18 protein-coding genes are annotated in these 19,535 nt (G+C 66.2%); 15 read left to right on the top strand and 3 right to left on the bottom strand.

Going from position 1 to position 19,535, the window contains the following annotated elements; all coding sequences use genetic code 11:
• Positions 1 to 283: 283 nt before the first annotated feature.
• The 6 genes from ACFC25_RS14865 to ACFC25_RS14840 all read left to right on the top strand — a co-directional run bounded on the left by ACFC25_RS14865 (position 284) and on the right by ACFC25_RS14840 (position 5,336).
• On the top strand, positions 284 to 634 hold the full coding sequence (locus ACFC25_RS14865) for a hypothetical protein (protein WP_376046388.1): 351 nt from the start codon (positions 284 to 286) through the stop codon (positions 632 to 634).
• 204 nt (positions 635 to 838) lie between these two features.
• On the top strand, positions 839 to 1,102 hold the full coding sequence (locus ACFC25_RS14860; RefSeq protein WP_066286164.1) for a WXG100 family type VII secretion target: 264 nt from the start codon (positions 839 to 841) through the stop codon (positions 1,100 to 1,102).
• A 94-nt stretch (positions 1,103 to 1,196) separates the two neighbouring features.
• Positions 1,197 to 3,479 (top strand): NAD-dependent DNA ligase LigA, encoded by a 2,283-nt coding sequence (gene ligA, locus ACFC25_RS14855; RefSeq protein WP_376046385.1) that lies wholly within the window; start codon positions 1,197 to 1,199, stop codon positions 3,477 to 3,479.
• 5 nt (positions 3,480 to 3,484) lie between these two features.
• A complete protein-coding gene (locus ACFC25_RS14850; RefSeq protein WP_376046432.1) occupies positions 3,485 to 4,294 on the top strand; it encodes an inositol monophosphatase family protein in 810 nt (269 codons plus the stop codon).
• Positions 4,295 to 4,402: 108 nt separating this feature from the next.
• Complete coding sequence (locus tag ACFC25_RS14845; protein ID WP_337347511.1) at positions 4,403 to 4,906, top strand: GNAT family N-acetyltransferase; 504 nt, start codon at positions 4,403 to 4,405, stop codon at positions 4,904 to 4,906.
• A 46-nt stretch (positions 4,907 to 4,952) separates the two neighbouring features.
• On the top strand, positions 4,953 to 5,336 hold the full coding sequence (locus ACFC25_RS14840) for a RidA family protein (RefSeq protein ID WP_337352618.1): 384 nt from the start codon (positions 4,953 to 4,955) through the stop codon (positions 5,334 to 5,336).
• A 15-nt stretch (positions 5,337 to 5,351) separates the two neighbouring features.
• Here the strand turns inward: ACFC25_RS14840 and ACFC25_RS14835 are convergent, their stop codons facing one another.
• Positions 5,352 to 6,014, bottom strand: coding sequence for a response regulator (locus ACFC25_RS14835; RefSeq protein ID WP_376046380.1), 663 nt, complete (start codon positions 6,012 to 6,014; stop codon positions 5,352 to 5,354).
• On the bottom strand, positions 6,007 to 7,737 hold the full coding sequence (locus tag ACFC25_RS14830; protein ID WP_376046377.1) for an ATP-binding protein: 1,731 nt from the start codon (positions 7,735 to 7,737) through the stop codon (positions 6,007 to 6,009). The genes ACFC25_RS14835 and ACFC25_RS14830 overlap by 8 nt, the downstream gene beginning before the upstream one ends.
• Before the next feature lie 181 nt (positions 7,738 to 7,918).
• Here ACFC25_RS14830 and ACFC25_RS14825 point away from each other — a divergent pair, with 181 nt between their 5' ends.
• The 5 genes from ACFC25_RS14825 to ACFC25_RS14805 all read left to right on the top strand — a co-directional run bounded on the left by ACFC25_RS14825 (position 7,919) and on the right by ACFC25_RS14805 (position 13,737).
• Positions 7,919 to 9,388, top strand: a complete 1,470-nt coding sequence (locus tag ACFC25_RS14825; protein WP_376046374.1) for a CitMHS family transporter — start codon at positions 7,919 to 7,921, stop codon at positions 9,386 to 9,388.
• A 146-nt stretch (positions 9,389 to 9,534) separates the two neighbouring features.
• A complete protein-coding gene (gene gatC, locus ACFC25_RS14820; RefSeq protein ID WP_066286151.1) occupies positions 9,535 to 9,831 on the top strand; it encodes an Asp-tRNA(Asn)/Glu-tRNA(Gln) amidotransferase subunit GatC in 297 nt (98 codons plus the stop codon).
• 7 nt (positions 9,832 to 9,838) lie between these two features.
• Positions 9,839 to 11,428 carry an Asp-tRNA(Asn)/Glu-tRNA(Gln) amidotransferase subunit GatA gene (gene gatA / locus ACFC25_RS14815; protein WP_376046370.1) on the top strand — a complete coding sequence of 530 codons (1,590 nt, stop codon included), beginning with the start codon at positions 9,839 to 9,841 and terminating at the stop codon, positions 11,426 to 11,428.
• Positions 11,428 to 12,936, top strand: coding sequence for an Asp-tRNA(Asn)/Glu-tRNA(Gln) amidotransferase subunit GatB (gene gatB, locus ACFC25_RS14810; protein ID WP_376046367.1), 1,509 nt, complete (start codon positions 11,428 to 11,430; stop codon positions 12,934 to 12,936). Before gatA ends, gatB begins: the two co-directional genes overlap by 1 nt.
• Positions 12,937 to 13,134: 198 nt before the next feature.
• The gene (locus ACFC25_RS14805) at positions 13,135 to 13,737 is read left to right on the top strand and encodes a hypothetical protein (RefSeq protein WP_376046364.1); all 603 of its coding nucleotides are present in this window, start codon (positions 13,135 to 13,137) and stop codon (positions 13,735 to 13,737) included.
• A gap of 44 nt (positions 13,738 to 13,781) precedes the next feature.
• Here the strand turns inward: ACFC25_RS14805 and ACFC25_RS14800 are convergent, their stop codons facing one another.
• Positions 13,782 to 14,702 carry a LysR family transcriptional regulator gene (locus ACFC25_RS14800; protein ID WP_337347518.1) on the bottom strand — a complete coding sequence of 307 codons (921 nt, stop codon included), beginning with the start codon at positions 14,700 to 14,702 and terminating at the stop codon, positions 13,782 to 13,784.
• A gap of 135 nt (positions 14,703 to 14,837) precedes the next feature.
• On the opposite strand from ACFC25_RS14800, the gene tdh reads away from it, so the two are divergent.
• From tdh to hutI, 4 genes are all read left to right on the top strand, one after another.
• Positions 14,838 to 15,884 carry an L-threonine 3-dehydrogenase gene (tdh, locus tag ACFC25_RS14795; RefSeq protein WP_337352611.1) on the top strand — a complete coding sequence of 349 codons (1,047 nt, stop codon included), beginning with the start codon at positions 14,838 to 14,840 and terminating at the stop codon, positions 15,882 to 15,884.
• A gap of 8 nt (positions 15,885 to 15,892) precedes the next feature.
• Positions 15,893 to 17,089, top strand: a complete 1,197-nt coding sequence (locus ACFC25_RS14790; protein ID WP_376046361.1) for a glycine C-acetyltransferase — start codon at positions 15,893 to 15,895, stop codon at positions 17,087 to 17,089.
• A 65-nt stretch (positions 17,090 to 17,154) separates the two neighbouring features.
• Positions 17,155 to 18,267, top strand: coding sequence for an NAD(P)/FAD-dependent oxidoreductase (locus ACFC25_RS14785; protein ID WP_376046358.1), 1,113 nt, complete (start codon positions 17,155 to 17,157; stop codon positions 18,265 to 18,267).
• Positions 18,268 to 18,278: 11 nt separating this feature from the next.
• On the top strand, positions 18,279 to 19,490 hold the full coding sequence (gene hutI, locus ACFC25_RS14780) for an imidazolonepropionase (RefSeq protein WP_337347522.1): 1,212 nt from the start codon (positions 18,279 to 18,281) through the stop codon (positions 19,488 to 19,490).
• Positions 19,491 to 19,535 lie beyond the last annotated feature (45 nt).

Genomic DNA, 19,535 nt, shown 5'->3' with positions numbered 1-19,535 from the left:
GGGAACACTAATTGCCGCGGAGGGGGAGCCGCGCGATGTCGAAAAGGTAACCATGATCCGATCCTCCCCAGTGCCGCGCGCTGTCCCCGCGACCATTGCTGCCGTTGGCATGGCGCTGGCGGTCGGCCTCGGTGCGGTGGGGGCTGCGCACGCGGATTCTCCGACGGCGGAACCCTCACCGACCGTCTGCGAGTCGTGTGAGCAACCTACAACCGGGCCTGGGGAAGACCAAGGCAAGCCGGATCCCAAGCCCACACAGGAGCCCCCGGTCCCGACTCAGCCGGTGGATCCCGCCCCAGCCCCACCCGCCAAACAGGTGCCCGCAGGGCCGGCGCCCGAACCGGAGCCCACCCTCGCGCCCGAGCCCAGCGCAACGGCCGAAGAGACAGCCACAGAAGAGCCAACCGCTGCGTCCCCCAGCCCCACGCCGTCGACGGCAACCCCGTCGACCGAATCCAACTGGAACAAGCCCATCACGAAGTCGGCAAGGCCCACCCACGCTGCTGCGGTATCGGATAGCGGTGGCCCCGACTTCGGCTCGGGGCTTTTGCCGATCATGGCAGGCGTACTGCTTGTGGCACTGGGCGGGGTTTCCTTCGCCTGGTGGAGCAGAAACCGCACCTCGGCCCACTAGCCCGTGTGGCTGACCCCCTGCCCCATCCTGGTTGCGGTCTTCCGCGATGGGCGGTGGTGCATGGGCGGTGGTGCATGGGCAGCGGTCCCCATCGACACTGTTTTGGGGCCGGGATAGGTTCTAGGTAATGGATCTTCCGGATCAGCCGGGGGCCGCTGGGGATGCCGACCTTGATCGGATCCAAGACTAAACGAGGAGAAACTGATGGCTATTTGGGGCGCAGATGTAGAGCAGCTCAGGACTCTTGGCACGAAGCTGCAGGCCGGTGCTTCGGAGATCGAGCAGCAGCGGACCAACCTGACCCGCGTGCTGGACAGCACCACCTGGGAAGGCCCGGACGCGCAGAACTTCCGCAGTGAATGGTCAGGGAACCACACCTCGGCCCTGAACCAGGTCATCCAGGCACTGAAGGACGCCGGCCAGAAGGCCACGAAGAACGCCAACGAGCAGGACCAGGCTTCACGCTAGCCACTGCCGCGCCACCACGCAGCACGCGAACCGCGGGCCCCGGACACAGCACAGTGTCCGGGGCCCGCGGGCATTCCGGCGGGATGTCAGTGCCATGAGGCAAGATAGGTCTGTGAGCACAGCACCAGGCCCCGCAGAACAGACCACCACCAGGACTGAGCCAGGAATCACGGCTCCGGAGGTGATCCCTTCCGAGTCCGTGCGTGAGGAGTACGAGAACCTGGCCGATCTCGTCAGGAAGTACAGGTTCGCCTACTACCAGGAGGACGAGCCCCTGGTTTCGGATGCCGAATTTGATGACCTCTTCCGCAGGCTGGAGGAGATCGAGGCCCTGCACCCCGAGCTGGTGTCCAATGACTCCCCGACGCAGGAAGTGGGCGGCGAGGTCTCCGCGGCGTTTGCCGCCGTCGAGCACCTGCAGCGCATGTACAGCCTCGAGGACGTCTTTTCCCTCGAGGAGCTGGAGGCCTGGCTTGCCAAGGCAGAAGCCTCCGTCGCAAAAATCGGGAACGGCACGGCCGGCCCCGTCTGGCTGACGGAACTGAAAATCGACGGCCTCGCCGTCAACCTGCTGTACCGCGATGGAAAACTGGTCCGCGCGGCAACCCGCGGAGACGGCTTTACGGGCGAGGACATCACCCACAACGTCCTCACCATCAAGGAAATCCCGCAGGAACTCAGGGGAACCGACTTCCCGGCCGAGATGGAGATCCGCGGCGAGGTTTTCATACCGTCCAAGGCTTTCGCGGAATTCAACGAAGCCCTGATCGAGGCCGGAAAGGCCCCGCTGGCTAATCCACGGAACGCCGCGGCCGGTTCACTCCGGCAAAAGGACCCTGCCGAAACCGCCAAGCGGCCGCTGCGGATGTTCGTCCACGGCATCGGCGCCCGGGAGGGCCTGGAAGCACAGAGCCAGTCTGACACCTATGCCCTCCTGGAAAAGTGGGGCCTTCCGGTCAGCCCATACTTCGAGGTCTTGAACAACCTGGACGAGGTCCTGGGCTTCATCAGGAAATACGGCGATCAGCGGCACAAGCTCCTCCACGAAATCGACGGCATCGTGGTCAAGGTGGATAACTTCGCCACCCAAAGGGCGTTGGGATACACCACCCGGGTTCCGCGCTGGGCGGTGGCGTACAAGTATCCGCCGGAGGAAGTCCACACCAAGCTCCTGGACATTGCCGTTAACGTTGGGCGCACCGGGCGGGTGACCCCGTTCGGCATTATGGAGCCCGTCAAGGTGGCAGGCTCCACGGTGGGGATGGCAACCCTGCACAACCAGGATGTTGTGAAAGCCAAGGGCGTAAAAATCGGCGACATCGTGGTCCTGCGGAAAGCCGGCGACGTCATCCCCGAAATCGTGGGCCCAGTCCTCGCCCTGCGCGAGCAGCAGGATCCGCCGGTGCGCGACTTCGTGATGCCCACCGAATGCCCCTCCTGCGGAACGCCGCTGGCGCCCGGCAAGGAAGGGGACGTGGATATCCGCTGCCCCAACGCACGGTCCTGTCCGGCCCAGTTGCGTGAGCGGGTCTTCCATCTGGCAGGCCGCGGAGGGTTCGACATCGAGGCCCTCGGCTGGGAAGCGGCCATAGCGCTCACGCAGCCCGCCGAACCCGAGGTACCGCCGCTGACCACCGAAGCGGCCCTTTTTGACCTCACCCCGGAATCCCTGGCGGACGTACGCATCAGGCGGGAAAAACGCTCCAAGGGCGTGGCCACCGGCGAGTTTGAGCTGGTGCCGTATTTCTGGAGCAAAGGGACGGCAAAAACTCCTTCCAAGCCCACGGCCACCACCGAAAAGCTGTTCCGGGAGCTGGAAAAAGCCAAGACCCAGCCCCTGTGGCGGCTGCTCGTGGCGCTCTCCATCCGGCACGTGGGACCGCGGGCGTCCCGGGCCCTCGCGCAGGCCTTCGGCAGCATGGACGCCATCCGGCAGGCCTCCGAGGAAGAACTCGCTCACGTTGACGGCGTGGGTCCCACCATCGCCGCTGCGTTGAAGGAATGGTTTGCCGAGGACTGGCACCTCGAAATCATCGACCGCTGGGCTGCTGCCGGGGTCCGGATGGAGGACGAACGGGACGAATCCACGCCCCGCACCCTCGAAGGCCTCACAATCGTCGTCACCGGTTCGCTGCCCAACTTCAGCCGGGACGAAGCCAAGGAAGCCATCCTCACCCGGGGCGGCAAGGCTGCCGGCTCCGTCTCCAAAAACACCAGCTATGTAGTGGCCGGGGAAAATGCGGGCACCAAGTTGGACAAGGCGGAGCAGCTCGGCATTCCGGTGCTCGACGAGGACGGCTTCCGGGAACTCCTGGAAAACGGTCCTGCTCCTTCAACTGAGGCAGAAGCCGGCGAGTCCGAACAGGCAGCGGAGTGAGTCGCCTGGACCTCACCGTTGAGTTGCTGGCGGTGGCCCGGCTGGCGGCTGCTGCCGGCGCCGCTGTACTGGCGTCGCGGAACGGTGATGCGCTGGGCGTCAGCAACAAGGGCGACGCCGGGGACTGGGTCACGGCCTACGACGTCGCGGCCGAGGACGCGGTACGCCGCGCCATTACCGCGGCGCGGCCGCAGGACACCATCACGGGCGAGGAGCATGGCACCACAAAGCCGGAGGCTCCCAGCGGATACCGCTGGTCCATCGACCCGCTGGACGGAACCACCAACTTCATCAGGAATATCGTCTACTACGCCACGTCCGTGGCGGTGGCGGATCCCGACGGCGTCTGGCTGGCCGGCGTCGTCCACGCACCTGCATTGGAACGCGTGTACTACGCCTCCCGTGGGCAGGGCGCATGGCTTGAAGCGCGCGGCAGGGTGACCCGGCTGGAAGGCCCGGTAGCCGGACGGAAGGGGCAGATCCTGGCCACCGGATTCAGTTACGATCCCACCGTCCGCGCGCAACAGGCCGTTGCCCTGGGCGGACTCATGGACGGTTTCGCGGACGTCCGCCGCCTGGGCTCCGCCGCCCTGGACCTCTGCATGGTTGCTGACGGAACCATCGACGCCTTTGGCGAACGCGGCCTCAACGAACACGATTTCTCCGCCGGAGCGCTGATCGCCGAGGAGGCAGGCTGCTGGGTACGGCGGCCGCGCCTCACCAGCCCGCTCCGGGGCGGGCCCAAGGACGGCGACAGGCTGGCAGCCTGGACGTGCGCCGCGAGCCTGGAGCTCTCGGGGAAGTTCCCCCTCTGAGGGCATCCCCGCCACGGCTGGAGTGCCACATCGGCGGGCAGTGATAGTTCAGTCACGGAAAGTGCCCTTTCAAGGCCGCCGCCCGGCGGACGCTACTAGCATTGTCAGGTGCAGCCGCAGATAACCGTCCGTCCCGCCGTCGAGTCCGACTTTGACGTCATCGCCCGGATCACCCGGGATTCCTACCTCGCCGCGGGCTACTTCGAGGACGCGGACCACCCATATATGCGGCAGGTCCAGGAAGTCGCCGAGCGTGCGGCGAAGGCCACCATCTGGGTAGCCGAGCGTGACGGCCAGGTGGTGGGCTCCGTGACGCTGGCGGTGGCGGGTGAGCCGTATGCGGACATTGCCCTTGCCGATGAGCTGGAGTTCCGCATGCTGGTGGTGGACCCCGCAGCGCAGCGCAGCGGAGCCGGCAAGGCCATGGTGGAGGCCATTATTGACCATGCCCGGTCCCTGGAGGGCATCAACGCGGTGGCGCTCACGACGGGAAAAACATGGGAAAGCGCCCACGGGCTATACCGCAAGACCGGGTTCCAGCGAGTGCCAAAGCGCGACTGGTTCGTTCCCGGCACTGACATAAAGCTGCTGGTTTACCGGCTGGACGTCTAGCCGCCCTAGAGTGGTGCCGACTCATTTCAGGACTGAAAGGCCCACCATGCGCAAAACATTCGGCACCGGCTCCGTCTGGGAACAGACCCTCGGATACTCCCGAGCCGTCCAGGTGGATAACACGCTGTACATCTCGGCGACGGCTGCCAGCGGCGAAGACGGCATTGTGGGCGAAGACTTCTACACCCAGACCCAGTACATCCTTCAGAAGCTCGGCGCTGTCCTGGCCGACGCCGGCTTCGGCTTCGGCGATGTTGTGCAGTCCAAGCTCTACCTCACGGACATCAGCAAGTGGGAAGAGGCCGGCCGTGCCCACGGCGAAGTCTTCGGCGAGATCCGCCCCACGCTCTCCCTGGTACACGTTCTGCCGTTCCTGGACCCGAAAATGCTCGTGGAGATCGAGCTCGTAGCCCAGAAGAGCGCCAGCTAAGAAGCCGTCCAGGGCTTAGCGGGCCGGGAGGCCGTAGCGGTGTTCGGGGCGGCCCGTGGTTCCGTAGCGCAGCTGGATGTCGACGGCGCCGTCGTCGGCCAGCGAGGACAGGTACCGTTGCGCCGTGGCCCGGGAGACGCCTACCCGGGTGGCTACTTCGGCGGCTGAGTACTGCTCCCCTGGAACCAGTGACTCCAGGACGGCGGCTTCCGTGGCGGACCTGGGCTTGGTTGATGGTGCCGCTTCGCCGGGAATGAGGGACCGCTTCGCGCGTTCCACCGCGTCCTGGTCCAGTGCGCCCGCCTGGCCCAGGATGCGCCGGTACCGGGCGTAGGACCGCAGCTGCTGGGACAGGGATTCGGCCGTAAAGGGCTTGAGTAGGTAGCCCAGGGCTCCCCGGCGGAAGGCCCTGCTGACCGAGGCAGCATCCGAGGCCGCACTCAGGATCATGGTGTCCACGTCCAGTTGCTGGAGCAGGTCCAGCCCTGACCCGTCCGGCAGGTAGACATCCAACAGGACCAGGTCCGGGCGCAGGCTGTGGATGGCCTGCAGCGCAAGGGACGCCGAGCCTACAGGGGACAACGCCAGGAAGCCCGGCACCGAATCCACGTACGCGGCGTGCAGCTTGGCCACGTGGAAATCGTCGTCCACTATGAGCACCCTGAAATCCTCAGGCATCGTTATCCTCTCCGGCGGAAGGCTTTATTCCCGCCGTAGTGTGCGGAAGGGAGGCCATAAAGACGGCGCCAGGTCCGCCTTCGGAGCCCGGCTCCAGGACCTTCACGTCCCCGCCGCGGCGCCGGGCCAGCTGACGGGCCAGGGCGAGTCCCAGTCCCTGGCCCCCGGCCCGGGCGGAGACAGCCGGTCCGGACGCAGGCGTTCCGGAGCCCGCCGTCGTAAACCCCTCCGCAAACACCGCTTCGGGTTCCGTCCCAGCCCCCAACCCGTCACCGGAGTCGGCGACGACGATGTGCAGGGTGCCGCCGGCGTCGTCCGGTTCATCCAAAACTTCCAGTTCCACCCAGCGGTCCGGAGAAGTACCGGCGACGGCGGCGTTCACCGCGTTGTCGATCAGGTTTCCGAGCACGGTGGTCACGTCCTGCGGCTCGGTGACCTGGCTCCGGACCAGCGTCTCCGGCCCGATGCGGAGTGTGACCCCGCGTTCGTCGGCTTCCACGCCCTTGGCGCCCACAAAAGCCTGAAGGTAGGGGTCCTGGAGCAGCTCGGCCTGGTCGACGGGGAACTTCAGCGGGCCAGTTGCGGCGAGCCGGGCCAGGTACTCCCGGGCCTGGTGGTGCTGGCCGATGCTCATGAACCCGGCGATGGTGTGCAACTGGTTGGCAAACTCGTGGCGCTGGGCCCGGAGAGCGGTGGACATGGTGCCCACGGCGTCCAGCTGCCGGGTGAGCTGCTGCAGCTCGGTGCGGTCCCGCAGCATCACCACCCAGCCCAGGTCCTCGCGCCGGTGCAGGGCCTTCCGCGCACTGGCCACCAGCACGCGCCCGCCCGCCACCAGCTCGATGGCATCCGCCTCTTCGGCGTCCGGCAGCGTCAACGACTTCAGCTGGCCGGGGACCGGAGCATCCGCCCACAGGCCCCCAGCGAGGTCGCGCTGGCCCAGGAGCCGCTGTGCTGCCGCATTGAAGACGCTGATCCTACCGTCGGCGGAAACGCCGATCACGCCGTCGTCCACGCCTTGCAGCACTGCCACCTGGTCATGGACCAGTGTGCTGATCTCCTCAGGCTCCAGGCCCAGGGTCAGGCGCTGCAGCCTGCGCCGCAGCAGGAAGGACGCCAGTCCGCCTGCCAGCAGGGCGCCGGCAGCGGTCAGCGCAACAGGCCCGATGTCGCGTTGCACGCTCTGGCCCACCGTTTCCATGGAGTAGCCAACACTGACCTCGCCCACCACAGTCTCTGTTCCCGGTGCGTACACCGGGACCTTGGCCCCGGCCGACGGGCCGAGCGTGCCGGTGTTGCGGGTGGTCACCTCCTGGCCGGCCAGTGCTTCGGTGGGATCGGTGCTGACTTTTTCGCCGAGCCGGGCAGGGTCCGGGTGGGCGAGCCGCAGGCCGGTTTCGTCGGTGATGACCACAAAAAGGGCTCCGGTGCGGGCGCGGGCGGCTTCGGCGGCGGCCATCAGGGGCCCGGCCGAAAGTTCGCTGGCCGGGGGAGTGCCGGCCTGCTCACTGATGGCAAGCACATCGGCACGGACGGACGGGTCCGACGCGACAGTGCGCGCCAGCGTCAGCGCCTGGTTTTCAGCCTCGGCGCCCACCCTGTCGTACGTCAGCCAGGAGTGGACGGCGGCGCTGAGCAGAACCACCAAAAGAACCACGCCAAGCTGCAGGAGCAGCGTCTGGGTGGAGAACCGCAAGGGCGGACGGGGCGCGGAACGCTGCATGATCCTCCTTGATTTCCTGGTGTGGTCGGCTGATGGGATGCCGTGAGCACAATGCGCAAAATGCTCGCAATAAGCAGTATGCCAATCAATTGAGGCAAAGGCACGGCGGTGATGGCCGCCACTATAACGTCTGTAGCACGCGTCACACCGTTGTGTCGCTGTTCACAAGAAGGAGCCGGCCGTGCTGGTATTACTTGGATTCGCCATGATCGCGGTATTCATGGTGCTGATCATGACGAAGAAGTTGACGCCAGTGCTGGCGCTGATCATCGTCCCCACCGTTTTTGGCCTCTTTGCAGGCGCCGGGCTTGGCATCGGGGACATGGTCCTTGATTCGATGAAGTCAATGACGTCCACCGCAGCCCTGTTGATGTTCGCGATCATCTACTTTGGCCTGATGATCGACGTCGGGCTGTTCGACCCGCTGGTGAAGTTCATCCTCCGCAAGCTGGGCAACGACCCCGCCAAGGTGGTGCTCGGCACCGCAATCCTGGCGGCCGCAGTTTCCCTGGATGGTGACGGCTCCACCACCTTCATCCTCACCACCGCGGCCATGTTGCCCGTCTACCTGCGCCTGAAGATGAGCCCGGTGGTCCTCACCTGCGTGGCCGGCCTGGCCAACGGCACGATGAACATCCTTCCGTGGGGCGGCCCCACGGCCCGCGCCGCCACCGCTCTCCACCTGGACGTCAATGACGTTTTTGTCCCCATGATCCCGTCGCTGATCGCCGGCCTCGTGGTGGTATTCGCCTTCTCCTGGCTGCTGGGACTGCAGGAACGCAGCCGCCTCCGCGCCACTGAGCCGGAAATCTGGGGAGTGCCGGATTCACCGGAAGCGTTCGACGGCGGCACCACCGCTGGTGGGTCGGGAACCGGCCGTTCGGGGTCAGGTACCCCCGCAAGTGGCACTCCCGCCGTCGGCGGTTTCCCGGCGGGGTCCTCCGTTGCCGTCCTGGAACGCACCGAGACCCTCGTGGACGACCACGACTCCGCGATGGCGGACACCGCTTTGGACCCCAACCGCAGCACCCTGCGTCCCAAGCTCATCTGGTTCAACCTGGTCCTGACCATCGCGGTGATGGTCATGCTGGTGGCCGACCTCGTGCCGTTGCCGTTCGTCTTTATGGTCGGTTCCGCCATCGCGCTGGTGGTGAACTTCCCCAACGTCAAGGAGCAGGGCGCGCAGCTGATCGCCCACGCACCGTCCATCGTGGCCGTGGTGAGCATGGTCATGGCCGCCGCAGTCCTGACCGGCGTCCTTACCGGAACCGGCATGGTGGAGGCAATGTCCGCCTGGCTGGTCCAGATCATCCCCTCGAGCATGGGCCCCTTCATGGCGGTGATCACCGGTGTGCTCAGCATCCCCATGACCTTCTTCATGAGCAATGACGCCTTCTACTTCGGTGTCCTGCCGGTACTCAGCGAGACGGCCGGCCACTACGGCATCAGCGCCGCCGAGATGGCCCGTGCCTCCATCACCGGCCAGCCGTTCCACCTGCAGAGCCCACTTGTTCCCGCCATCCTGCTGCTTGTCTCCCTGGCCAAGGTTGACCTGGGCGATCACCACAAAAAGGTCCTCTGGCGCACGGCCGTCATCTCCCTCGTAATGCTTGGTGTGGGAATGCTGACTGGAGCCATCGGAATCGGTTAGTCTTGTCCTGCCTGTGGCTGGCCCTCGTGGCCGGGACCACGGCACCGACGTGCCCGTCTGACGCCCGCTGGGGGTCGTCAGACGGGCACCGACGTTTCCCCACTAGACTGGTTCGGAAAACAATTCGAACTTTGCAGGGGAGATCCATGGCTGCGATCAACCGTGACGACGTCGCGCACCTCGCGCGGCTCGCTCACATCGAGATGAGTGCTGAAGAGCTGGACAGGATGGCCGGCGAACTCGCCGTCATCGTTGAATCAGTCAAATCCGTGAGCGAAGCCGCCGGAGACGACGTCCCGGCAACCTCGCACCCGATCCCGCTGAGCAACGTGTTCCGCGAGGACGTTGTGGGGCACACCTTCACCGCGGACCAGGCACTTTCGGGAGCTCCGGACTCCGATGAGAACCGTTTCAAGGTCCCGGCCATCCTGGATGAGGCATAAGACACCAATGACTGAAACCAATACCAACCAGCTCATCCGCCTCTCCGCAGCGCAGCTGGCCGAGAAGCTCGCCGCCCGCGAAATCACCTCCGTCGAGGTAGTGCAGGCCCACCTGGACCGGATCGCAGAGGTCGACGGCGGCGAACGGGGCGTGAACGCCTTCCTCCACGTCAACACGGAAGAGGCGCTTGCCGTTGCCGCCGAAGTTGACGCCATCCGCGCCGCCGGCGGCGCCGCGGCCGAGGCGCTGCACGAGCTCGCCGGCGTGCCGATCGCGGTCAAGGACCTCATTGTCACTATCGGCCAGCCCACCACGGCCGGTTCGAAGATCCTTGAGGGCTGGCACAGCCCGTATGACGCCACGGTGGTCAAGCGGCTGCGCGAGGCCAAAATGCCCATTCTGGGCAAGACCAACCTGGACGAATTCGCCATGGGCTCCTCCACGGAGCACTCCGCGTACGGGCCCACCAGGAACCCCTGGGACCTGGACCGAATCCCGGGCGGGTCCGGCGGCGGTTCGGCAGCCGCCGTCGCCGCCTTTGAAGCACCCTTGGCCCTCGGTACCGACACCGGCGGCTCCATCCGCCAGCCCGGTGCCGTCACCGGCACCGTGGGCGTCAAGCCCACGTACGGCAGCGTGTCCCGCTACGGCGCCATCGCCATGGCCTCCTCGCTGGACCAGATAGGCCCGGTCTCGCGGACAGTGCTGGACTCGGCGCTCCTGCACCAGGTCATCGGTGGGCACGACCCCTTCGACTCCACCTCCCTGCCCGACCCCCTGGAGGACCTCGTGGCTGCCGCCCGGCTGGGCAACGTGGACGGCATGCGGATCGGCATCATCAAGGAACTCCACGGCGAGGGCTACCAGGCCGGCGTCGAGAACCGTTTCAACGATTCTCTGGAACTGCTCAAGCAGGCCGGCGCGGAAATCGTTGAGGTTTCCTGCCCCAACTTCCAGTACGCCCTCGGCGCCTACTACCTGATCATGCCGTCGGAGGCGTCCTCCAACCTGGCAAAGTTCGACGGCGTCCGTTATGGCCTGCGCGTCCTCCCCGAAGACGGGCCCATGACCATCGAACGCGTCATGGGGGCCACCCGCGCCGCCGGCTTCGGCGACGAAGTCAAGCGCCGCATCATCCTTGGCACGTACGCCCTGAGCGCAGGCTATTACGACGCCTACTACGGCTCGGCCCAGAAGGTGCGCACGCTGGTCCAGCGCGACTTCGAAGCTGCGTTCACGGTGGCCGACGTCCTGATCTCGCCCACGGCCCCCACCACGGCCTTCAAGCTGGGGGAGAAGCTCGATGACCCCCTGGCGATGTACCTCAACGACGTCGCCACCATCCCTGCCAACCTGGCCGGCGTCCCCGGACTGTCCCTTCCGGGCGGCCTGGCTGACGAGGACGGCCTGCCCGTCGGCATCCAGCTGCTGGCACCGGCCCGCCAGGATGCCCGCCTCTACCGGGTGGGTGCGGTTTTGGAATCCCTCCTGGAGGCGAAGTGGGGCGGACCGCTCCTCGCCCAGGCCCCGGACCTGGCTGAGTCCACGTTGGCCGGACCGGTCCCCACCCTTGTCGACGCCAAGGAGGCAAAATAATGAGCACTGACGCTACCCTGAGCTTCGAAGAGGCCATGGAGAAGTACGATCCCGTCCTGGGCTTTGAGGTCCACGTTGAGCTCAACACCAAGACCAAGATGTTCTCTTCGGCGCCCAACGTCTTCGGCGACGAGCCGAACACCAACGTCAACGAGGTGGACCTTGGCATGCCCGGCGTGCTGCCGGTGGTGAACAAGACCGCGATCGAGTCCTCTATCAAGATCGGCCTTGCGCTCAACTGCAAGATCGCTGAGTCCTGCCGCTTCGCCCGGAAGAACTACTTCTACCCGGATACTCCGAAGAACTTCCAGACATCCCAGTACGACGAACCCATCGCGTACGACGGTTACCTGGACATCGAGCTCTCGGACGGCACCGTGTTCCGCGTGGAGATCGAGCGCGCCCACATGGAGGAGGACGCCGGAAAGCTGACCCACATGGGTGGAGCCACCGGCCGCATCCAGGGCGCCGACTTCTCGCTGGTGGACTACAACCGCGCTGGCGTGCCGCTCGTCGAGATCGTCACCAAGCCCATCGAAGGTGCCGGTTCCCGTGCCCCCGAGCTGGCCAAGGCATACGTGGCTGCGGTCCGTGAGATCGTCAAGAACCTTGGTGTGTCCGACGCGAAGATGGAACGCGGCAACGTCCGCTGCGACGCCAACGTCTCGCTCCGCCCGCACGGCCGCGAACGCTTCGGCATTCGCTCCGAAACCAAGAACGTGAACTCGCTGCGCGCCGTCGAGCACGCTGTGCACTACGAAATCAGGCGGCACGCTGCCGTTCTGGAGTCCGGCGAGCCGGTTATCCAGGAGACCCGCCACTGGCACGAGGACACGCGCACGACGACGTCGGGCCGGGCCAAGTCCGACGCCGACGACTACCGCTACTTCCCGGAGCCGGACCTGGTTCCGGTTGTTCCCTCGCGTGAGTGGGTTGAGGAACTGCGTGCCACCCTGCCCGAGCCGCCCGCGGCCCGGCGCAAGCGGCTGCAGGCCGACTGGGGCTACTCGGACCTGGAATTCCGGGACGTCGTCAACGCCGGTGTCATGGACGAAATCGAGGAAACCATTGCGGCCGGCGCCTCGGCCTCCGTGGCCCGCAAGTGGTGGATGGGCGAGATCGTGGGCCGCGCCAAGAACGCGGACGTCGATCCCGGCCAGTTGGGCGTCCAGCCCGCCACCATTGTTGAACTGAACAAACTGGTGGAAGACGGCAAGATCAACAACAAGATGGCCACCGAGGTCCTTGACGGCGTGCTCGCTGGTGAAGGCAGCCCGGCGGGAATCGTCGAGAAGCGCGGCCTGGCCGTCGTTTCCGACGACGGCCCCCTGCTTGAAGCCATCGATGCCGCCCTCGCCGCGCAGCCCGACGTCGCGGACAAGATCCGCGCAGGCAAGCTCCAGGCCATCGGTGCGATCGTGGGCGGTGTCATGAAGGCCACCCGCGGGCAGGCAGATGCAGGCCGCGTGAAGGAACTGATCCTGCAGAAGCTTGGCGTCGAGGGCTGACTCGCCTGATTTAACCCAACTGGGTCGCAGCAAATGTCGTTGAGAACGCTCATAACGACACTTGCTGCGACCCAGTTTTGTTTCTAGGTAGTACTCGTATCCTGCGGGCGTAAAAGTACTCGTGTTCAGCGGCGGTTCCCGGTCCTACACTGAAGTTCCAGGGCACAGGGGCCCTGCCCGTGCTGTGGAGGTATGGCCATGTCGGTCCGAGAACCGTTGAGAATCCGCAAGGCATTGCTGGCCGGCGTGGTGGCGCTGGGCCTGACCGGTACGGGGGTGGCGATCGCCTGGTCCGCCACTGACCCGCCGTCGCCTTCTCCGTCGGAGTCGGCCCCGGGTAAGCAGGACAAGAAGCAGGACAAGGCCGAGCGACCCCAGCATTTGCATAGCGAGAGCGTAGTGAAGAAGGCCGACGGGACGTTTGAAACCCACCTGAGCCAGCAGGGCACAGTGGAGGCCGTCAGCGAGACCTCAGTCACCGTCAAGAGCGAGGACGGCTTCACGCAGAGTTACGCCGTCAACGCAGAGACTAAGATCATCAAGTTCCCCGCTCCAGCGGCGGACGGATCTCCTGCCACGGGGGAGGACGGCAAGCGGCTTAAGCCCTCAGAGGTAACCATCGCGGAGATCGCTACGGGTGAGTCGGTCCGGGTCTCCGGTGTGAAAAGCGGCGACTCTGCCACGGCGGACAAGATCGTCGAGGGCGCGGGAACGGGTCCGGGACTTGGCCTGGGCAAAGGCATGGGCAAGGGCCTCGGCAAGGAAGCACGCAAAGGCCACGGGAAAGGGCTCGAAAAGTAGGTAGCAGCAGATGTCCTTTTGAGCCCTCATAGCGACATCTGCTGCTACTTAGTTGGGGGAGGGTCCACCAGCCCGGTCATGATCGCCTGTAGCGCCTCGCACACCATCGTCACCGCACGCCGCTTCAGGTTCTCCGGGCGGGCCAGGATGTCGATCCGCCGCCGGGTGCTGATGCCCTCGAGCGGCCGCAGCACAATCCCGGGATTGAGCACAGGCCGCGCCGTATGCCGCGGCAACAGTCCCACCACGCCGCCCGCCGCCACCAGGGCCGCCACGGTGGAGTAATCATTGATCCGGTGCACGATATTCAGTTCCTTGCTGGACACGGCCGCGACGGCGGACAGCACGTCCGCGGGAGAGTAACCGGTGTGGCTGGTCACCCAGGCTTCGCCCACGACGTCGGCCGCGGTCACCGTGGCCTGGCCGGCGAGGCGGTGGTCCGCCGGCAGGGCAACATCCAGCGGTTCATGAGCCAGCGGGATCACCGCGACCCGCTCCTGCGGCCAGCGCGGGCTGTGGTCCATGCGGTGGGCGAGCACCAAATCGTAGCGGGCGGTCAACGCCGGGAAATCGTGCTGCGCCACGTCCTCGTCGGAGAGCTGGATCCTCGGCTGGCCCGGCGCGTCCAGCATCCGCGCGAGCGGGGCGAACAAAGCCTGGCCCACGCTGTGGAACCCGCAGAGCGTCACTGGCGCCACCGGCGAACCGTGGTATGCGCCGATGGCGGTGCGCGCATCCGCCATGGCACTGACGACGGCGGCGCCGGCGTCGGCGAGCACCTGGCCGGCTTCCGTGAGCACCAGGTTCCTGCCCTCTTTGCGCGTCAGCGGCACCTCGACGTTCCGTTGCAGCAGGGACAGCTGCTGGGACACGGCGGAGGGTGTGACCATCAGCGTCTCCGCCACCGCTTTCACGCTGCCAAGGGCTCCAAGCTCGCGGAGGATTTCCAGCTGGTGAATTTCCATTCAGCCAGTCTACGCATAAGCCGTAGCTTCATCGTCGATTGAGAAAATACTGCTTGTGCTAACGCTTTGTAATAGCTCTAATGAAGGGAGATCTCCGCCCGCAGCCCAGGGCGACAACCAAGAGTTAGGAAGCCAATGAAGGCCCTTTACAAGTCCGGCGCACACGCCGGGTTCGAACTGGTTGACCGTCCGGAACCCGAAGCGGGGCCTGACGATGTCAAGATCCGCGTCCTGACTACCGGCATCTGCGGCACAGACCTGCACATCCAGTCCTGGGACTCATGGGCCCAGGGCATCATCGAAGCGCCGCTCATTCCCGGACACGAGTTCTATGGCGAAGTAGTGGAAACCGGCAAGGACGTCCGCGACGTCAAGGTGGGCGACCGGGTGTCCGGTGAAGGCCATGTGGTGTGTGGGATCTGCCGCAACTGCCGCGCCGGCCGGCGGCAGATGTGCATCCACACCGTCAGCGTGGGTGTTCAGCGGGACGGAGCCTTCGCCGAGTTCGTCGTGATCCCCGAGACCAACGTCTGGGTCCACCACGATCCCTCCATCACCCCCGAGCTCGGCGCGATCTTCGATCCGTTCGGCAACGCCGTGCACACGGCCCTCAGCTTCCCCCTGGTGGGCGAGGACGTGCTGATCACCGGTGCCGGACCCATCGGACTCATGGCCATCGCGGTGGCCCGCCACGCAGGGGCGCGCAAGATCGCCATCACCGATGTGTCCCAGCCCCGCCTGGACCTGGCCCGGCAACTCGGCGTGGACCTCGCCATCGACGTCTCCACTACCCGGGTCCGCGATGCCCAGCGGGAACTGGGCATGCGGGAAGGCTTTGACATCGGCATGGAAATGTCGGGCCACCCCACCGCGCTTCCTGAGATGATCGACAACATGAACCACGGCGGGCGTATTGCCATGCTCGGCCTGCCCAGCCAGGACATCACCATCGACTGGGGCAAGGTGGTCACGCACATGCTGACCCTGAAGGGCATCTACGGCCGGGAGATGTATGAAACCTGGTACGCCATGAGTGCCATGCTGTCCTCCAACCCGGTGCTGCACGCCGGCATCTCGGCCGTCGTGACAGACAGGCTTCCCGCCAGGGATTGGGAAAAAGGCTTTGACATTGCCCGCGCCGGCGTCGGCGGCAAAGTTGTCCTCGACTGGACCGAACTCTAAGGAGCACCATGTACACCGCCATCAAGGACCAACTCCAGGCAGAGCTGGACGACATCCGAACCGCCGGGCTCTTCAAGACCGAACGGAGCATCAACTCCCCGCAGTCCAGCCACGTCACCGCGGGGCAGATTGGCCAGCCCGGCACCTCGGTGCTGAATTTCTGCGCTAACAACTACTTAGGCTTGGCAGACCACCCGGAAATCATCGCCGCAGCCAAGGAAGCCATGGACACCCGTGGCTTTGGCATGGCCAGTGTCCGCTTCATCTGCGGCACCCAGGACCTGCATCTGGAACTCGAAGCCAGGGTCTCCAGATTCCTCGGGACCGAGGACACCATCCTGTTCTCCAGCTGCTTTGACGCCAACGGTGGGGTCTTCGAATCCCTCTTCGGGCCGGAGGACGCCATCATTTCCGACGCCCTCAACCATGCCTCCATCATCGACGGCATCCGGCTCTGCAAGGCCCCGCGCTTCCGGTACGCGAACCAGGACATGGCCGATCTCGAAGCCAAGCTCCTCGAAGCCAAAGATGCCCGGCGCAAGATCATCGTGACCGACGGCGTGTTCTCCATGGACGGCTACCTCGCCCCGCTGGAGGCGATCTGCGACCTCGCGGAGAAGCACGACGCCCTGGTCATGGTGGACGACTCCCACGCTGTCGGCTTTATGGGTGCCACCGGAGCCGGAACCCCCGAACACGCCGGTGTGTCCCACCGCGTTGATATCTACACCGGCACGTTCGGCAAGGCCCTGGGCGGCGCGTCCGGAGGCTACGTTTCTGGCCGCAGCGAAGTGGTGGCCATGCTCCGCCAGAAGGCGCGCCCCTACCTGTTCTCCAACTCCCTGGCCCCCGTGATCGTGGCAGCGACCATCAAGGCCCTGGACCTGGTGGAGAATTCCGGCGAACTGCGGACCAGGCTGTTCGAGAACGCCCGGCTTTTCCGGTCACGGATGACCGAGGAAGGCTTCGAACTCCTGGATGGCGAACACGCGATTGTCCCCGTCATGTTCGGGGACGCCGTGATGGCCGCCAAGGTGGCTGACCAGATGCTCCAGCACGGCGTCTTCGTCACTGCGTTCAGTTTCCCGGTGGTTCCGCGCGGTGCGGCCCGGATCCGGGTGCAGCTCTCAGCCTCACATTCGGCGGACGACGTCGAAGCGTGCGTGGGTGCCTTCGTCGCCAGCCGTGCCGCCGTAGCGGGCTAGGCCCCCGGGGCTGGTCTGGCGCCAGGCTCGGCGCGGCCGCACGGCAACTCTGCAAGGATGGAGCCATGGCAGCACATTACGATGTCCTCATTGTCGGCGGCGGTATCGCGGGCCTGTCCCTGGCGTCGGCACTCGCCGCCAGCTGCAGCGTTGCGTTGGTGGAGGCGGAACAGGAGCTGGCGTACCACACGTCCTCCCGCTCAGCCCGGCAGCTGATCCCCAGCTACGGTCCGGCCGTAGTGCAGCAGTTGACGGCCCGCACGCTGGAGCTGATGGCGGCAAGGGATGCGGAACTGCCCCGGCCGGTCCTGTCGCCGCGCAGCTTTATGCTCATCGGCACTGAGGAGGCTGTCCGTGCCGAGGCCAGCGGCCACATGAGCCCCATTTCAGTGGCCGAAGCACTGGAGCTGTGTCCGGCGCTGGTGCCGGACACGTTTTCCGCCGCGGGCCTGGATACCGGATCCTTCGGCTGCGACGCCCCCCTGCTGCTGGCCGACCACCGAGAGCGGGCGGAAGCCGCCGGCGCGGACATTATTACCGGCGCCCGAGTGCATTCCGCCCAACGGTTGGGCTCAGGCTGGGAGATCGGTGCCGGGCAGGAGGCTTTCCAGTCCGGTGTGATGGTCAACGCCGCAGGCGCCTGGGCCGACGAACTCGCCGTCATCAGCGGAGTGGAGAAGCTCGGGTTGCAGCCGTACCGGCGCACCGCGGCGATTGTCGGCGTCGAACGTCCCCTGCCTGAGCACAGCCCCATGGTGGCGGCAGCGGACAACACGTTCTACTTCCGGCGAGAGGGGACTGACGTGCTGATTTCGCCCTCGGAAACTGTCCCCAGCGGGCCGGAGGACGCCCGGCCCCGGCCCGGCGACGTGGAGCGGCTGATCGCCAAGCTCAACCAGGTCACCACCCTCGGGATCGGCCAAATCCGCAGTGCCTGGACCGGGCTCCGGACCGAAGCGGCCGACGGCGTGCCCGTGGCCGGCTTCGACGCGGAGGCACGCGGGTTCTACTGGCTCGCCGGCCAGGGCGGTTACGGGTTCCAGACCTCGGCGGCCATGGCCGAGCTCGCGGCCGCCCAGATCCTCGCCGGGCAGGGCTCCGGGACCGGCGTCGACCACAGTCCGGCATTCCGGACAGCGGAGGCGCTGGCCGCCACGCGCTGGTCCATTCGGCGTTGAAGAATAGACTCATGAGCACCCTGATCACCAATATCGCCGAGCTGATGACCCAGGACCTGGAACACCGGGTCCTGAAAAACGCCGCCATAGTGGTCGAAGGGGAACGGATTGCGTGGCTGGGTGCCGCCGCCTCAGCCCCGGCCGCCGATGACACCGTCGATGCCGGCGGCCGCGCGGTGCTGCCCGGCTGGGTTGACTCGCATACGCACCTGGTCTTCGCCGGCGACCGCACCGCGGAGTTCGAAGCACGGATGGCGGGAGAGTCCTATTCGGCCGGTGGGATCGCTGTTACCGTCGACGCCACCCGGCAGACGTCCGATTTCGACCTCACGAGGCTGGCGATGGCACGGGTTTCCGAGGCCGTCTCCCTGGGCACCACGTATCTCGAAACGAAGACCGGGTACGGGCTGGACACCGAAAACGAGGCCCGGAGTGCCCGGATCGCCTCCACCGTGGTCGACGAAGTCACCTACCTGGGCGCACACCTGGTACCCGCCGGCTCGGACGCCGATGCCTACACAGAGCTCGTCTGCGGGCCCATGCTGGACGCCGTCCGCCCCTATGTCCGCTGGGCGGACGTCTTCTGTGAGGAGGGGGCCTTCACTGCGGAGCAGTCCCGCCGCGTACTTGAGGCGTGCCGGGATGCCGGGCTGGGGATCCGGGTACACGGCAACCAGCTGGGCCAGGGCCCCGGGGTGCAGCTGGCGGTGGATCTGGGCGCGGCGAGCGTGGACCACGTCAACTACCTGTCGGCTGAAGACGTAGCCGCGCTGGCTGAGAGTTGGGCTGGCTGGGACCCCGCAACGGGCACCGGCGTGCGCGGGACCGTCGCCACGTGCCTTCCCGCCTGCGACCTTTCTACCCGGCAGGCGCTGCCCCCGGCACGGGCAATGCTGGACGCCGGGGTGCAGCTGGCGCTGGCGTCCAACTGCAACCCCGGCACCTCCTACACCAGTTCCATGGCCTTCTGTGTGGCAACGGCCGTGCTGCAGATGCGGCTCAGCGTCCATGAGGCGGTCCGGGCCGCGACGTACGGCGGCGCGCTGGCGTTGCACCGGGACTCCGGGCACGACGCCGACGGCGAACGGGCGGTGGGATCCCTCGCCGTCGGACACCGGGCGGATCTGCACATGCTCAACGCACCCTCCGCCACCCATCTCGCCTACCGCCCGGGCATGCCGCTCACGTACGCTGTGTGGCGGGCGGGTGTACGGGTGCGCTGAGCCTCAGGCAGTTTTTGACGCTTTATGATCGTTGCGGGTCTGATA

The sequence above is a fragment of the Pseudarthrobacter sp. NPDC055928 genome (genome assembly GCF_042270935.1).
GTDB lineage: Bacteria > Actinomycetota > Actinomycetes > Actinomycetales > Micrococcaceae > Arthrobacter.
Note: the sequence above shows the minus strand (reverse complement) of the source record. Positions and strands in the feature narration are given on the sequence as shown.

Excerpts from the sequence above, each read along its gene's own strand:
- gatC (WP_066286151.1), top strand. The coding sequence starts at position 9,535 with ATGGCTGCGATCAACCGTGACGACGTCGCGCACCTCGCGCGGCTCGCT.
- ACFC25_RS14805 (WP_376046364.1), top strand. The coding sequence starts at position 13,135 with ATGTCGGTCCGAGAACCGTTGAGAATCCGCAAGGCATTGCTGGCCGGC.
- ligA (WP_376046385.1), top strand. The coding sequence starts at position 1,197 with ATGAGGCAAGATAGGTCTGTGAGCACAGCACCAGGCCCCGCAGAACAG.
- hutI (WP_337347522.1), top strand. The coding sequence starts at position 18,279 with ATGAGCACCCTGATCACCAATATCGCCGAGCTGATGACCCAGGACCTG.
- ACFC25_RS14840 (WP_337352618.1), top strand. The coding sequence starts at position 4,953 with ATGCGCAAAACATTCGGCACCGGCTCCGTCTGGGAACAGACCCTCGGA.
- tdh (WP_337352611.1), top strand. The coding sequence starts at position 14,838 with ATGAAGGCCCTTTACAAGTCCGGCGCACACGCCGGGTTCGAACTGGTT.
- ACFC25_RS14800 (WP_337347518.1), bottom strand. The coding sequence starts at position 14,702 with ATGGAAATTCACCAGCTGGAAATCCTCCGCGAGCTTGGAGCCCTTGGC.
- gatA (WP_376046370.1), top strand. The coding sequence starts at position 9,839 with ATGACTGAAACCAATACCAACCAGCTCATCCGCCTCTCCGCAGCGCAG.
- ACFC25_RS14785 (WP_376046358.1), top strand. The coding sequence starts at position 17,155 with ATGGCAGCACATTACGATGTCCTCATTGTCGGCGGCGGTATCGCGGGC.
- ACFC25_RS14835 (WP_376046380.1), bottom strand. The coding sequence starts at position 6,014 with ATGCCTGAGGATTTCAGGGTGCTCATAGTGGACGACGATTTCCACGTG.
- ACFC25_RS14790 (WP_376046361.1), top strand. The coding sequence starts at position 15,893 with ATGTACACCGCCATCAAGGACCAACTCCAGGCAGAGCTGGACGACATC.
- gatB (WP_376046367.1), top strand. The coding sequence starts at position 11,428 with ATGAGCACTGACGCTACCCTGAGCTTCGAAGAGGCCATGGAGAAGTAC.
- ACFC25_RS14860 (WP_066286164.1), top strand. The coding sequence starts at position 839 with ATGGCTATTTGGGGCGCAGATGTAGAGCAGCTCAGGACTCTTGGCACG.
- ACFC25_RS14830 (WP_376046377.1), bottom strand. The coding sequence starts at position 7,737 with ATGCAGCGTTCCGCGCCCCGTCCGCCCTTGCGGTTCTCCACCCAGACG.